This window comes from Ruegeria sp., assembly GCF_965199275.1.
Classification (GTDB): domain Bacteria; phylum Pseudomonadota; class Alphaproteobacteria; order Rhodobacterales; family Rhodobacteraceae; genus Ruegeria.
Genome location: NZ_CBDAQX010000009.1, coordinates 15,523 through 29,065 on the forward strand (window position 1 = coordinate 15,523; position 13,543 = coordinate 29,065).

Below are 13,543 nucleotides of genomic sequence, written 5' to 3' on the forward strand. Positions count from 1 at the left end.
TTGAGCCTCGCCTCAGACTAGAGGACGGACCCAAAATCGGTCCAGTCAAGCGATTCACAAAGGCGTTTTCAGTCCCAAAGTCTTCAGCGTGTCATTCATCGTCTGGCTCCAGCGCTCTTTCAGGGAACTGTTTTTATTCCGCCGCAGACCAAGAGATTTTAACAACTCGAACCGTTTCGGATCGTCGCCCCCGAAAGACACCGCGACGCGAGGCCACCAGTAGTCGACCGAGACTTGCATTTGCTCAGCTTTGCCTCGTTCGATCAACTTAATTGCGCCCTCCATAGCCAATTCGCCATGGTGTGCTTCAATCGGAGCGATTGAGCGGAAAGCCTCGGCTAAAGGTTGATAGGAAATCGTAGAATACTCAGCCAGTTGTTCGGCGACGGCGCGGCTCATGAGCAAATTCATGATCACGGCGTCCGTCCAACCCGAGAATGGATAGTTGAACACAGCCAAGCGCATATCATGTTCGGAACGCGTTGCTCCGATGTCCGCATCCCGGCTTAAACGGGCCGTCCACGGATGATGATTGGCGTAGCGTTCTGTGTCGGCTCCAAACTCTCCCATGATGTTCAGAACGCGATTTGCGTGATCCGTTTTTTCAAGCACAATTTTGGCGGCGGCGATACGTTCTTTAATTCCCGGCCCGAGGTTTATTACGTCAGCAAAACCGGCAGCGCCTGCCAATTCACTGTCAACAAAAGTTGCCATCAGTTTCAGCAGCTCAGCGCGATAGCGTGGTGGAACATTTGACGGGTTGGTCAGCACGCCGCCTGCGGCAAGATAGCTGTCGAGAGTCATAGTGTCGGTCATGTCTACCTCTCCTTTACTGATCGAAATCCACGACCACGCGGTCTGTTACTGGATAGGCTTGGCAGCTCAGCACATAGCCCTTCGCAACCTCGTAGTCCTCAAGTGCGTGATTGGCGAGCATCTCGACCTCCCCTTCCAGTACTTTGCAGCGACAGGTCGAACACACGCCGGCCTTGCAGGCATAGGGGGCGTCCATCGCATTCTCCAAAGCTGCATCGAGAATAGACAGGTCCTTGGGAACGGTCAGGGTTTGGGTAGAGCCATCCAGCGTAATGGAAGCGCTGGTCTGATTGTCCGTCCGGTTGGCATCCGCAGAACTTGCCTTACGCTTTGCACGGCCTGGCTGCGCGCTGGCGAACAGTTCGAATTTTATCTGGCTGTCGTCTAGCCCATGTTCGCGCAGGGCAGCCGCAATGCCCAGCATCATGGGTTCAGGTCCACAAATAAACGCCGTGTCGACGTTTTCGATGTCGACCCAGTGCTTGAACAACTCGGCGCATTTTTCCTGTGTCACCAATCCGGTGAACAGGTCGATTTCCTGAGAGTCCGTCTCAAGAACGTGGATAACATTGAGGCGGCCCATATAGAGGTTCTTGAGGTCCTCCAGTTCTTCGCGGAACATGATCGTATTGATGCCTTTGTTGGCATAGATCAGCGTGAACCGCGATTGGGGTTCACGTGCGAGCGTCGTTTTGAGGATCGACAGAACGGGTGTAACGCCTGAACCGCCGGCAAAACCAAGATATTGCTTTTCGGCATTTGCATCGATCGGAGCGTGGAAGCTGCCCATCGGCGGCATGGCCTGTACGATGTCTCCGACAGTCAGCTCTGTGTTTGCCCAACCAGAGAAAGCCCCGCCATCGACACGCTTGATGCCGACCTGCAAAACTCCATCGTCTTTGCCCGCACAGATCGAGTAGGACCGGCGCAGTTCTTCGCCATCAAAATCGCGCCGGAACGTCAGGTATTGACCGGCGGTAAAGTCAAATTCTTCTGCCGCGCCGTTCAAGGGCTCCAGTGTCAATACCACCGCATCGCGGATCGTTTTGTGGATATCGGTGACCTTAAGGTCGTGGAAACGTGCCATCCGGTGCTCCTCCTCAGATGCACTTGAAATAGTCAAAAGGTTCCAGACAGTCGGTACAACGCCAGTGCGCCTTGCACGGGGTCGAGCCGAACTGGCTGACCTTCTCAACCGCCTTGCTGCCACAATGCGGGCACCGCTCCGGGCCGCCTGCCGGTTGCGGCGGGGCGATGCCGTATTCTTCCAGCCGCGCACGGCCCTTGTCGCTGAGCCAATCGGTGGTCCAGGCGGGTGAAATTGTGGTTTCGATCCGGATGTCTTCGATCCCGTGATGCCGTAGCGCGGTTTCAATGTCCATGCTGATGACCGACGTTGCTGGACAGCCGGAATAGGTCGGTGTCACCGTCACCTTCAAGGTTCCGGCATCCCAGCACACATCGCGTACAATCCCCAGATCAACCACGGAAATGACTGGTATTTCAGGGTCGGGCACGGCATCCAGCCAGTCCCATATCTGATCTGTCGGCACCCGTTCCATATCGGCTTACCAGCTTGCGCCGGGATAGGCGCGTTGCAGCCATTGCATCTGAGTCAGCAGGTGCCCCAGGTGTTCGGTATGCATCTGCCCGTTGCGCCCGCCCTTATGCGCGAAATCGCTTTCCGGGATTGTGAGCGTCGCATCCGCCAAAACCCGCTGGACCAACGCATCAAACTCGGCACGCAGATCGGCGGGATTGGGCGCAATACCGGCCTTTGCCATTTCGGCGTCCACCTCGTCGGTGGCGAACATCTCACCAACATAAGGCCACAGATAGTCCAGCGCCGCCTGCATCCGGTCGTGGCTTTCAGCCGTTCCGTCGCCCAATCCGACAACCGTGTCACCCGAGCGTTCAAGATGATAGGCGACCTCTTTGCTGGCCTTGGCCGCAATTGCGGAAACACGTTCATCTGACGACTTGATCAGACGCCCCAGCATGATCGAATGCCACGCGTCAAAAAGAAACTGGCGCATCAGGGTCCGGCCGAAATCTTCGTTCGGAACCTCGACCATCAGAACGTTGCGGAAATCCCACGCATCGCGCAGGAACGCCAGGTCATCAGCACTCTTGCCGCCGTCAACCTCGCCGGCAAGGCCCAGCCACATTTGGGTTTGGCCGATCAGATCCAACGCGGTATTGGCCAGCGCGATATCTTCTTCGAGTACGGGCGCATGACCGCACCACTCGCTCACGCGGTGACCGAGGATGAGTGTGTTATCACCCATTCTAAGCAGAAACTGCAGGAAAGCTCCATCGCGGGTCATCACATCGCCCCCACTTCTTCGGGTATGTCGAAAAATGTCGGGTGACGGTACACCTTGCTTTCGCTGGGTTCGTAAAGCGGGCCTTTGTCACTGGGTGATGAGGCCGAGATATTGTTCGCTTCGACCACCCAGATCGACACGCCTTCATTGCGGCGCGTATACACATCGCGTGCGTTCTTGATTGCCATTTCCGCATCCGGTGCGTGCAGCGAACCAACATGACGGTGGCTCATACCGTGCTGACCGCGGATAAAGATTTCCCACAGGGGCCATTCGTTTTTCATAGGGTTTCCTCCTCAGGTCAGACTTATTCAGCGGCCACTTGACCGGTGCGTTTCTTTTGTGCGTGGGCCAGCAAACCATCACGCACCCACTGTCCGTCGTCCCAGGCCTTGTTGCGCGCGGCCAGGCGGTCGGTGTTGCAAGGCCCATTGCCTTGGATGACGTCGAAGAACTCGGACCAGTTCGGTTCCGAAAAATCGTAGTGACCGCGTTCTTCGTTCCATTTCAGGTCTGGATCAGGGACGGTCAGCCCGAGGAATTCGGCCTGTGGTACGGTCTGATCGACGAATTTCTGGCGAAGCTCGTCATTGGTGTTCATCTTGATTTTCCAGGCCATGGATTGGGTCGAATGCACCGAATCCTTGTCCGAAGGCCCGAACATCATCAACGACGGATACCAAAAGCGGTTCAGGGCATCTTGAGCCATCTTCTTCTGTTCCGGCGTCCCCTCGGCCATCTTGCGGATGGCATCGTATCCCTGACGTTGGTGAAAGCTTTCTTCCTTGCAGATACGGATCATGGCGCGCGAATAAGGCCCGAATGATGTCCGCTGCAGCGGTACCTGGTTCATGATCGCGGCCCCATCGACCAGCCAGCCAACCGCACCGATATCGGCCCAGTTCAGGGTGGGATAGTTGAAGATCGACGAATACTTCATCCGACCGTCCAGCAGCATCTCGGTCAGCTCGTCCCGGCTGACGCCCAGTGTTTCTGCCGCGCAATACAGGTATAGCCCGTGTCCGGCCTCATCCTGCACCTTGGCCAGCAGGATCGCTTTGCGTTCCAGCGTGGGCGCGCGGGTGATCCAGTTGCCCTCGGGCAGTTGTCCAACGATCTCAGAATGGGCGTGCTGACCAATTTGGCGGATCAGGGTCTTGCGATACCCCTGCGGCATCCAGTCCTTCGGCTCAATCTTGATGTCCGCGTCAATCTTTGCCTGGAATTCGGCAAGCTTTTTGGGGTCATCATTTGTGGCCTCAGACTTAACCATTTGTGCGTACATCGTATTTCCTCCTATCGGATGGGATCAGATTTTGAATACGTGACTCAAAACCCGCATGTTTCCTTTGAATGCGGTGCCACCAAGATCCGTTGCCAAGCGTTGCAAAACGTCTGCAAATCCGTAGCTGGGAATAGCGGCCTCGACTTGGGCGACTTGATCGCGCGAAAGTCCTTTGCGCATCTTGCCTCCCGTTGCATCGATCCAGTCACCTTTTCTACAGGCATTGACCACGTCAGCATTCGGCCCACGGTATGGTGTTACCTTGTGGTGCCAATGGATGGCGTTGCGAAGCAAATCCGGATCCAACCCCCAACCTTTTTCAGCATTGTCCCGAAGAGCCAATTCTTCGGATGGCTCCAGGTAAGCCAGATCGTTTTTTGTCCACAGCCCGATATCGTGATAGACGAAGGCCGTCTCGACCAACGCACGATGCGTGTCATCGCAGCCGAGGAAGTGCATGGCGTAGGTAATCACACGATAAACATGACCTCGGTAAGCCTTGAAATCGTCTCCGATGGTGTCTTGATACGGTTCAAATAACGCTCGACCCGTTCGCTGTGGTCGATAATCTGGATTGCGTCAGTCAAAACCACACTCTCCTTGCTATACCCGTTCCAGGATGAGGGCTGCACCCTGCCCGACGCCCACGCACATCGTGCAAAGAGCATACCGCCCACCTTTCCGCCGCAGTTGATATGCAGCGGTCAAAACCAGCCGTGCGCCGGACATGCCCAGAGGGTGCCCCATGGCAATGGCACCGCCATTCGGATTCACATGCGGTGCGTCGTCAGCAAGGCCCAGTTCGCGAAGTGTTGCCAGCCCTTGCGACGCAAAAGCTTCGTTCAACTCTACCACATCCATCTGTTCTATGGTTAACCCGGCCCGCGCCAAAACTTTGCGGCTGGCCGGCACAGGCCCAATCCCCATAATGCGCGGCGCGACGCCAGCCACCGACATTCCCACAACCCGCGCAATCGGAGTTAGGCCGTTCTTCGCAGCCGCCGTCTCATTCGCCATCAAAATGGCTGCGGCTCCGTCGTTAACGCCAGAAGCATTGCCCGCAGTAACGGTTTTGTCCGGCCCGTTCACTCCCTTTAGGCCCGACAGCTTGTCGGCCGTTGTTCCCGGACGGGGATGTTCATCGGTATCGACCACGATCGGGTCGCCCTTGCGTTGTGGAACCGAGACCGGAGTGATTTCGTCTGCGAACAGCCCCGCCTCATGCGCGGCGGCCCACCGGGCCTGACTGCGCGCCGCGAAACTGTCCTGATCCGCGCGGCTGATGCTATAGTCTTCGGCGACATTGTCAGCGGTTTGCGGCATTGAATCGATACCGTAGGCCTGCTTCATCTTCGGATTCACAAAGCGCCAGCCGATGGTCGTGTCGTAAACTGCATTGCTACGTGCGAATGCAGATGTCGCCTTGGGCATCACAAAGGGTGCACGGGACATGCTTTCAACACCACCCGCGATAGCCAGATCGTAATCGCCCGCCTTGATGCCCCGGGCAACCATTCCAACTGCATCCATGCCACTGGCGCAAAGGCGGTTCACGGTGGTTCCAGGAACTTCAATCGGCAATCCGGCCAACAAGGCCGCCATCCGCGCCACGTTCCGGTTGCTTTCACCAGCCTGGTTAGCATCCCCATAGATGACATCATCGACGCTGGACCAATCGACCTGTGGGTTGCGCTCTTTCAAAGCGGCCAGCGGAATGGCCGCCAGATCATCCGTGCGGACTGAAGACAGTGCACCACCATACCGACCAATCGGAGTGCGCGTCGCGTCGCAAATGAATGCATCCATCTGTGAATTCTCCTGTACCTTCACGTCTATTATAGACCGTATGGTCGGTTTATAATGTTTTCGCTGATTCTTAGCAAGCTTCATGTTACCAAAAAAAGATATTTTTGACAAAATCGTAACATTTAAAAAATCAGCTTGCCGCAGACGCCAAACCTGCATTTTTTCGCGATGCTCGAAAGGTATTTAGCCCAAAATCTAAGTGCTCAGCTCTGCTTCCAGAGCTGCTAGTTGCGGGCGAGGCAACATATCCAAAAGCTTGGAAACTGCCTCGCGGCACGCAGGCCCTTTCCAGTCACCTGGCAGAAAATCCGCCGGCAAGACCGGGTGGCGCAGTATGATGCGGCGCCAATTGTGGACAATGAGTACACGCAGTGCCGCCGTTTTCAATGGATCATCCACGCCAGTTGGCGGCAACAAATCGCCGATAGCTTGGACCGACTTCCAAAAATCGTCATACGCAGTTTTCAGCGGCTCCGGCCCGAACAATCCTCGTAGCCATTCGGGAACCGAAATCGCGTTGGCTTCAAATCCCAGCAATTCTTCCAAATCGTCCGGCATCGGTCCCGACGCCATCGCTGTTGCCGGGTTCAAAGAGATATATTCCCCAGTTAGCAACAGATCTGCCAATTCCTTTCGGGATTTTTCCGAGTTGCTCGAGATCAGCACATGCCAGATGTCTGGTTTGGTCGTTTCGCGGGCATAAATGCGCGGCGCGGCAGTTGCGCTTTGATTACGACCATATTCCGTAAGTCGATGGACGCTTGCGCGTCCAACACGAGTGCTTTCGATCCATCCCTCTTTGCGCAATCGATGCAATGCAACTCTGGTTGCTTCGGCCTTGATGCCGACAAGGCTTGTCAACGCAGTGATTGTCAATCGGCATTGAATAATGACCCCCCATCGGCGTCCAAATTTGACCCCCCTTGGAGCTAAGAGGGGCGTTGAGGGGGTCGTGTTTAGGTTGATTCAGGAGGGGGTGGACAGCAGGTCAAACCGAAAAGAGAGCGTAGCTCGACTGAAGGTTTGACCTGCTGTCTGTTTTGAATTTATTCCCCGATTTCGAGGTTAGTCGCGGTGGTTAATTCGCCAGCTTTCGTTCCCGGTTTCGATGATATCGCAATGGTGTGTCAGTCGATCCAGGAGAGCAGTGGTCATTTTGGCATCTGTGAACACACTCGGCCATTCAGCAAATGCGAGGTTGGTTGTTAGCAGAATAGACGTTCGCTCGTACAGTTTGCTGATGAGATGGAAGAGTAATCGTCCACCAGACTCTGCGAACGGCAGATAACCGAGTTCGTCTATAATCACGAGGTCGACGCGGATCAGCTGCTCGCTGAGCCGCCCGGCGTTGCCTTCGCGATGTTCAGCCTCCAGCTTGTTCGCGAGATCCACAGCGCTGAAGAACCTGACCCGCCGGCGGTTATTGACCGCGTGGCCCCCGATCGCTGTTGCGAGATGCGTTTTGCCCGATCCGGTTCCACCGACCAGCACGCCATTCCTGGCCTGGTCCATAAAATCGCCGTCATGAAGATTGCGCACGACTTCCTCGTTGACGGGGCTGACCGTGAAGTCGAACTCAGGTAAGGACTTGCAGACCGGGAACTTTGCGGCACCCATCTGATACCGGATCGAGCGCGCAGTCTTTTCGGCCAGTTCGGCCGTGAGGAGTTCGGCCACGACCTGTTGGGGCCGCCAGTTGTTTTTGGCTGCGGCCTGCATCACTTCGTCAAAGCAGTTGACGATGCCTGGCAACTTCAGTTGACGGGCAAGTTCGAGAATTTCCTTACGCAGTTGCATGGGAGCCTCCAAGCCTGTCATAGCGAGCGCAATCCGCGATCGGTGCCATTTTCAGCTGCAGGTGGGCAGGCGGCTCAATCGCCTTTGGCGGCGGGGGATTGGTGCGCCGAGAGACAATGTTCAGGATCGCATCGGCCTTGCGCAGGCCAGATTTTAGAGCTTCTTCGCAGGCAGCCTCGACCACATCAATGTCGTGCTGGTAAGCAGCGAAAAGAATATCGGCAAGTTGCCGGTCTCCGTCGGATGTGCCCCGCAGATGGGTCCAGATCTGCGTCATTGCCGGTGGTAGGTCCCAGTCACGGAACGGTGCTCCATTGCGCAGAGCGCCAGGCTTGCGCTTGAGGACGGGCACATAGTGCCAAGGGTTGAAGATCGTTTTTCCTCGGCCGAAGCACCGTTCGTGCTCTCCGACAATCTCACCGTCTTGGCGCAGGACAATCCGCGTGGCGTAGACCTGCAACTGGACCTGACGTCCAACAGCTCTTGCCTCAACGCTGTATTTGTTTCTTTCGAAGTTGATCAGGCAGGTTCGGCTCACGGCGACCGTCTTTTCACGGAACCCGACGAAGGGCTTCTGCAGATGCGTCAGCAGCGGCTTTTCCTGCTGGAACTCCTCCCAGACCGTCACCTCCAGGTTTTCCGGATGCCGCAGTTCTTTTGCGCGTTTGATCGCGTCTTTTTGCAGCCGGGCATTCAATTCATCGAAGTCGGCCACCTCCAGACGCGGTGTAAAACTATAGGCGCGGCTCTCCTTGACCAGATTCTCAACCTGACCCTTCTCCCAACCGGCCGCGCGCGTACAGGCGATCGGGTTCACCAGATGATGAGAACACATCCGGGAGAATGCCTTGTTGAACTTTCTTTCCTTGCCCGACAGGATCGCATCGACGGCGGTCGTCATGTTATCGTAGATCCCGTTGATGCAGCCTCCACCAAAGAATTTGAAGGCCTCGTCGTGGGCATCAAAGACCATCTCCTGCGTCTCGCGCGGATAGGCAATGGAGAATGGCATGCGGCTATGGCAAAGTTTGAAATGGGCAACCTTCACGGTCGTGAGTGCACCGTCCATCAAAACCGTCTCCACACTCCAGTCGAACTGGTACGCCTCCCCAGGATCAAAGATCAGCGGGATGAACGCCTGCGCCTGTTGTCGGCCGTGCGCAATGCGCCAATTCTTTGTGTAGCGTCGAACACTGTCATACCCGCCGCCAAAACCATCATCGGAGAGTTCCTTCCAGATTTTGGTCATCCGCTTGCGGTGTTTCTTCGGAAGCGCCTCGTTCTCCTCAAGCGTTTCATCCAGACGCGCGCGCCAAGGCCCGAGCACCGGGTATGGCTGCGATTTGCGCTCATATTTGAACTCCGTCACTCCCGATCGGATTATCTTTCGAACCGTTGCACGGCTCAAATTGAGCGAACGGCAAATTTCCTTGATGCTCTTTTTTTCGATCAGGTGTAAGCGACGCACTTTTCTAATAGTTTCCACGCAAATCATCCCGCTTGCCTCTCCATCGACTGCTCAATGAAAAGGATGTCTACAACCATAGGGAGGGGTCAAATTTGGACGCCGATTTCCCCGCTTAGGGGGTCAAAATTGCACGCTTTTCTACACAGAAATCCTGCTGATGGACGAACCGTTCTCGGCGCTTGATCCTCTGATCCGTCGCCAATTGCGGGACCAGTTTCTGAACCTTTCGGCGCATATGCACAAAACCACGCTGTTCATCACGCATGATCTAGATGAAGCCATCCGGATGGGAGATCACATCGCCATCATGAATGACGGTGAGATCGTTCAGATTGGTACACCCGAAGAAATCGTCACCAGCCCCAAAGACGACTATGTCGCAGAGTTTGTGAAAGGCATCAGCCGCGTCGCGCTGGTCAAGGCTGAAACCATCATGGAACCGCTGAACGGGCAGGACGCTACCGACAAAACCGTGCGCGTCGATGCTGAGCTGGGAGAGATCATCGATCTCTTCATGGAGGATCAGTCTCCGGTCACCGTCGTTAGTCCGGATCATGCCTCCATTGGGCAGATCACCATCAAAGACGCGTTGACCGCATTACGCGGGTAAGGGGCGAAATCATGGATATCTGGAACATTTTTGACACTGAATGGGTCCCCGTTGGCACATGGGTTGAATCCTTCCTGCAATGGGTGGTGACCAATTTCCGCTTCATCTTTCAGGCGATCAAGGTGCCGTTTGAAATCGTTCTGACCGGATTGGAGGACGCTCTGACCCAGGCCCCAGACTTGGTGGTTCTGGCATTAATCATTTTGGTGGCCTGGCAGGCAGGCGGTCGCCGTTTAGGTGCAATCTCGGCGGCTTGTATGCTTGCTATCGGCCTGATGGGCGCGTGGGAAGAAAGCATGACCACCCTGTCCATTGTTCTGACTTGCGTGGTGTTCTGTTCGCTGATCGGCATTCCGCTAGGTGTATATTCGGCCAAGAATGATCGATTTTGGACGGTCTTACAGCCCATGCTAGATCTGATGCAGACGATCCCGTCCTTTGTCTATCTGGTGCCCATCGTCATGCTGTTTTCGATCGGCAATGTTTCGGGCGTGATCGTGACCTTTATCTACGCTTTGCCGCCGGTGGTGCGCCTGACCAATCTGGGCATCCGACAGGTTCGGGGCGATATGGTCGAGGCCGCGCGCGCCTTTGGTGCTTCGAACCGGCAAACGCTGTATAAGGTCGAGCTGCCCTTGGCGATGCCCACTATCATGGACGGTGTGAACCAGACCATCATGATGGCGCTAAGCATGGTTGTGGTGTCTTCGATGATTTCCGTGACCGGCTTGGGCCAGATGGTTCTGCGCGGCATCGGGCGCTTGGACATGGGTCTGGCGACCGTCGGTGGGTTGGGCATCGTATTTCTGGCCATTGTTATTGACCGTGTATCGCAAAGCTTCGGCATTTCATCGCGTGAGCGTGGTCACAAAAAATGGTACGAAACCGGCCCGGTTGGATATGTCCGCAACCTCATGGGACGAGGGTAACATGACCGACTCTCGCCCAAATATCCTCTTCTTTCAAGTCGATCAGCTGACAGCGTCCGCCCTACAAACCTACGGAGACAACATCTGCCACTCCCCGACCATTGACGATTTGGCCGCGCGTGGCGTGGTGTTTGAGAACGCCTATTGCAACTACCCTCTCTGTGCGCCGTCCCGCTTTTCAATGGCAACAGGGCAGCTATCGTCGAAAGTTGGCGCTTACGACAACGCAGCAGAGTTTTCGGCGGAGATCCCAACCTACGCGCATTATCTGCGTGCGGCGGGCTATCAAACTGCCCTGTCCGGCAAAATGCATTTCATCGGCCCTGATCAGTTCCACGGGTTTGAAAAGCGCCTGACGGCCGATCTCTACCCCGGTGATTTCGCATGGGTCCCCAATTGGGAAAACGAAGGCAAACGCGATACGAACGATCCCCGGGCCGTACGTATTGCCGGGATCTGCGAACGGTCCGTCCAGATCGACTATGATGAAGAGGTCACTTTCAAGGCGATACAGCACATCTTCGATATGGCGCGCAGTGACGACAAACGCCCGTTCTTCCTGCAAGTTTCTTACACCCATCCGCACGAACCCTACCTGTGCCGGAAAGAGTTCTGGGACCTCTACGAAGGAAAAGACATTCCCATGCCCGCTGTTGGGGCATTGTCGGAAAATGAGCATGATCCTCACTCTGTCCGCCTACTCAAGGATTTTGGTATGTTGGGCATCCAGTTCAGTGATGAGGACGTGGCCCGCGCCATCCGCGCCTACTATGGGTCTATCAGCTATATCGATAGCCTGATGACTCGGATCATGGATGCCCTGACAGCAACCGGCGCGGACCAAAACACCGTAATTGTTTTCACTTCGGATCACGGCGAAATGCTGGGCGAACGCGGCATGTGGTTCAAAAAGCATTTTTTCGAAAAATCTCTGCGCATTCCGTTGATCATCTCTGGCGCAAGTATCGAACCACAACGGGTTCAGGAATTGACTTCTCTTGTCGATCTTCTGCCCACACTGAACAGCATTGCCGAAATTGAAGAGCCTGTAGAGGCGTTGGAGGGCATGAATCTATTGTCTCTGCTGAACAAGGGCAATCCTCCGCCTGAACGCGTGTCGCTAACACGCGATATGTCCGGTGTATGTAACATGCGATCTGTCCGGTTCTATTCTGTCTCTGAGAGGAGGCGTTATGAACCGAGCAGAAGTGTTACAGGAAGTTCGACTGATGAAGTTTGAAGATGTGTATTCGCGGCGAAGCGCGAACAAGCTGACGCAAGAACAGGCGGCTGAGATACTGGGTGTATCCGTGCGCACCGTCAGGCGTTGGGAGGATCGATTTGAGGCGGATGGTGCAGAAGGTCTGTACGACCGTCGGCTTGGCAAACTGGCCAACAATCGTGTTGCCACGGATAAGGTCATGGAGATGCTTGAACTGTTTGATACCAAGTACTGGGATTACACGCCGAAGCATTTCCACGAGAAGCTGGTGGCCCACCATGGTTTCACACAGAGCTACAACTGGGTGCGGCTTACACTGCAGCGCCACGGCCGGGTTCAGGCAGCACCCCGACGAGGTGCCCATCGGCGCAAGCGGCCCCGCCGTCCGATGGTTGGCATGATGTTGCATCAGGACGGCTCCAGCCATGAATGGGTTCCGGGTCAGTGGTGGGATCTGATCGTCACCATGGACGATGCCACCAACCGGGTTTATTCGGCATTCTTTGTCGAGGAAGAAGGGACGATGAGCAGTTTTCAGGGGCTGACAGAGGTGATCGAGGCGCAAGGTCTGTTTTGCTCGCTCTATGCCGATCGGGGCTCTCATTACTGGCATACGCCCGAAGCGGGCGGCAAAGTGGACAAGGACAATCTGACCCAGGTCGGGCGCGCCTTGCAGCAACTCGGCATTGAGCTGATCCCGGCCTATTCACCGCAGGCCCGTGGACGGTCTGAACGCATGTTTGGCACGTTCCAGAACCGATTGCCGCAGGAACTGCGGTCCCATGGGATCACAACCATTGAAGAGGCCAATCAGTTCCTGAAAGAGGTCTATCTTCCCGAACACAATGCCCTGTTTGCAAGGGAGCCGGAGGATACGACCTCGGCCTTCGTGCCGTTTACAGGCAATGTGCGCGACACCCTGTGTGTGCAGGAAGACCGCGTCGTCGGCAACGACAATACGGTGCGCTACAAGGGCCTGGTCATGCAGATCGCGGCAGACAGGCACCGTCATCATTTCGTCAAGGCGAAGGTCAGGGTCCACGAATACCCCGATGGTCAACTGGTCATCTTCCACGGCCCGAGATGCATTGGCCGCTACCAGCCTGACGGATCACCCATCACACAGGAGGATAGCAAACACAAAGTCGCGTGACCCGCTTCGACGTGGCGCGAACGCGGTGGCCCAAATCTACGGTCGCCTACGGCTCCCTCCGAATTGGGCCACCGCGCAATCAACTGAAGCGGACAATTGGCATGTTACCTACACCGGACAATTCAGAATG

15 protein-coding genes are annotated in these 13,543 nt (G+C 55.7%); 4 read left to right on the forward strand and 11 right to left on the reverse strand.

The features are described 5' to 3' along the window. Window positions 1-54 precede the first annotated feature (54 nt). The 11 genes from ACOERD_RS05825 to istA form a co-directional block, all read right to left on the reverse strand. Complete coding sequence (locus ACOERD_RS05825; protein WP_419738365.1) at window positions 55-816, reverse strand: Phenylacetic acid catabolic protein; 762 nt, start codon at window positions 814-816, stop codon at window positions 55-57. Between the two features lie 13 nt (window positions 817-829). After that, window positions 830-1,903, reverse strand: a complete 1,074-nt coding sequence (locus tag ACOERD_RS05830) for a 2Fe-2S iron-sulfur cluster-binding protein (protein WP_419738366.1) — start codon at window positions 1,901-1,903, stop codon at window positions 830-832. A 13-nt stretch (window positions 1,904-1,916) separates the two neighbouring features. Further along, entirely contained in the window at window positions 1,917-2,378 is a 462-nt protein-coding gene (paaD, locus tag ACOERD_RS05835; protein ID WP_419738367.1) for a 1,2-phenylacetyl-CoA epoxidase subunit PaaD, read from the reverse strand. 6 nt (window positions 2,379-2,384) lie between these two features. Further along, the gene (paaC, locus tag ACOERD_RS05840) at window positions 2,385-3,143 is read right to left on the reverse strand and encodes a 1,2-phenylacetyl-CoA epoxidase subunit PaaC (RefSeq protein ID WP_419738368.1); all 759 of its coding nucleotides are present in this window, start codon (window positions 3,141-3,143) and stop codon (window positions 2,385-2,387) included. Next, entirely contained in the window at window positions 3,143-3,427 is a 285-nt protein-coding gene (gene paaB / locus ACOERD_RS05845; protein WP_170336421.1) for a 1,2-phenylacetyl-CoA epoxidase subunit PaaB, read from the reverse strand. Before paaB ends, paaC begins: the two co-directional genes overlap by 1 nt. Window positions 3,428-3,450: 23 nt before the next feature. Beyond that, complete coding sequence (gene paaA / locus ACOERD_RS05850) at window positions 3,451-4,428, reverse strand: 1,2-phenylacetyl-CoA epoxidase subunit PaaA (RefSeq protein WP_419738369.1); 978 nt, start codon at window positions 4,426-4,428, stop codon at window positions 3,451-3,453. Between the two features lie 24 nt (window positions 4,429-4,452). Further along, window positions 4,453-4,902, reverse strand: coding sequence for a hypothetical protein (locus ACOERD_RS05855; protein ID WP_419738370.1), 450 nt, complete (start codon window positions 4,900-4,902; stop codon window positions 4,453-4,455). A 129-nt stretch (window positions 4,903-5,031) separates the two neighbouring features. Further along, window positions 5,032-6,234, reverse strand: a complete 1,203-nt coding sequence (gene pcaF / locus ACOERD_RS05860) for a 3-oxoadipyl-CoA thiolase (protein ID WP_419738533.1) — start codon at window positions 6,232-6,234, stop codon at window positions 5,032-5,034. Between the two features lie 195 nt (window positions 6,235-6,429). After that, window positions 6,430-7,110 (reverse strand): PaaX family transcriptional regulator C-terminal domain-containing protein, encoded by a 681-nt coding sequence (locus tag ACOERD_RS05865; RefSeq protein ID WP_419738371.1) that lies wholly within the window; start codon window positions 7,108-7,110, stop codon window positions 6,430-6,432. Between the two features lie 189 nt (window positions 7,111-7,299). After that, entirely contained in the window at window positions 7,300-8,031 is a 732-nt protein-coding gene (istB, locus tag ACOERD_RS05870; protein WP_419737606.1) for an IS21-like element helper ATPase IstB, read from the reverse strand. Beyond that, on the reverse strand, window positions 8,018-9,526 hold the full coding sequence (gene istA, locus ACOERD_RS05875; RefSeq protein ID WP_419737605.1) for an IS21 family transposase: 1,509 nt from the start codon (window positions 9,524-9,526) through the stop codon (window positions 8,018-8,020). Before istA ends, istB begins: the two co-directional genes overlap by 14 nt. Window positions 9,527-9,656: 130 nt before the next feature. Here istA and ACOERD_RS05880 point away from each other — a divergent pair, with 130 nt between their 5' ends. The 4 genes from ACOERD_RS05880 to ACOERD_RS05895 are packed head-to-tail and all read left to right on the forward strand — an operon-like array spanning window position 9,657 to window position 13,413. Further along, complete coding sequence (locus ACOERD_RS05880) at window positions 9,657-10,109, forward strand: hypothetical protein (protein ID WP_419738372.1); 453 nt, start codon at window positions 9,657-9,659, stop codon at window positions 10,107-10,109. 11 nt (window positions 10,110-10,120) lie between these two features. Beyond that, on the forward strand, window positions 10,121-11,038 hold the full coding sequence (locus tag ACOERD_RS05885) for an ABC transporter permease (protein WP_419738373.1): 918 nt from the start codon (window positions 10,121-10,123) through the stop codon (window positions 11,036-11,038). A 1-nt stretch (window position 11,039) separates the two neighbouring features. Then, window positions 11,040-12,278 (forward strand): choline-sulfatase, encoded by a 1,239-nt coding sequence (gene betC / locus ACOERD_RS05890; protein ID WP_419738374.1) that lies wholly within the window; start codon window positions 11,040-11,042, stop codon window positions 12,276-12,278. Continuing rightward, a complete protein-coding gene (locus ACOERD_RS05895; RefSeq protein WP_419737600.1) occupies window positions 12,232-13,413 on the forward strand; it encodes an ISNCY family transposase in 1,182 nt (393 codons plus the stop codon). The genes betC and ACOERD_RS05895 overlap by 47 nt, the downstream gene beginning before the upstream one ends. Window positions 13,414-13,543: the final 130 nt, after the last annotated feature.

What these genes read in the sequence shown, in the direction of transcription:
- ACOERD_RS05825 (WP_419738365.1), bottom strand. Translation starts at nt 816, where the DNA reads ATGACCGACACTATGACTCTCGACAGCTATCTTGCCGCAGGCGGCGTG.
- ACOERD_RS05830 (WP_419738366.1), bottom strand. Translation starts at nt 1,903, where the DNA reads ATGGCACGTTTCCACGACCTTAAGGTCACCGATATCCACAAAACGATC.
- paaD (WP_419738367.1), bottom strand. Translation starts at nt 2,378, where the DNA reads ATGGAACGGGTGCCGACAGATCAGATATGGGACTGGCTGGATGCCGTG.
- paaC (WP_419738368.1), bottom strand. Translation starts at nt 3,143, where the DNA reads ATGACCCGCGATGGAGCTTTCCTGCAGTTTCTGCTTAGAATGGGTGAT.
- paaB (WP_170336421.1), bottom strand. Translation starts at nt 3,427, where the DNA reads ATGAAAAACGAATGGCCCCTGTGGGAAATCTTTATCCGCGGTCAGCAC.
- paaA (WP_419738369.1), bottom strand. Translation starts at nt 4,428, where the DNA reads ATGTACGCACAAATGGTTAAGTCTGAGGCCACAAATGATGACCCCAAA.
- pcaF (WP_419738533.1), bottom strand. Translation starts at nt 6,234, where the DNA reads ATGGATGCATTCATTTGCGACGCGACGCGCACTCCGATTGGTCGGTAT.
- istB (WP_419737606.1), bottom strand. Translation starts at nt 8,031, where the DNA reads ATGCAACTGCGTAAGGAAATTCTCGAACTTGCCCGTCAACTGAAGTTG.
- istA (WP_419737605.1), bottom strand. Translation starts at nt 9,526, where the DNA reads ATGATTTGCGTGGAAACTATTAGAAAAGTGCGTCGCTTACACCTGATC.
- ACOERD_RS05880 (WP_419738372.1), top strand. Translation starts at nt 9,657, where the DNA reads ATGGACGAACCGTTCTCGGCGCTTGATCCTCTGATCCGTCGCCAATTG.
- ACOERD_RS05885 (WP_419738373.1), top strand. Translation starts at nt 10,121, where the DNA reads ATGGATATCTGGAACATTTTTGACACTGAATGGGTCCCCGTTGGCACA.
- betC (WP_419738374.1), top strand. Translation starts at nt 11,040, where the DNA reads ATGACCGACTCTCGCCCAAATATCCTCTTCTTTCAAGTCGATCAGCTG.
- ACOERD_RS05895 (WP_419737600.1), top strand. Translation starts at nt 12,232, where the DNA reads ATGAACCGAGCAGAAGTGTTACAGGAAGTTCGACTGATGAAGTTTGAA.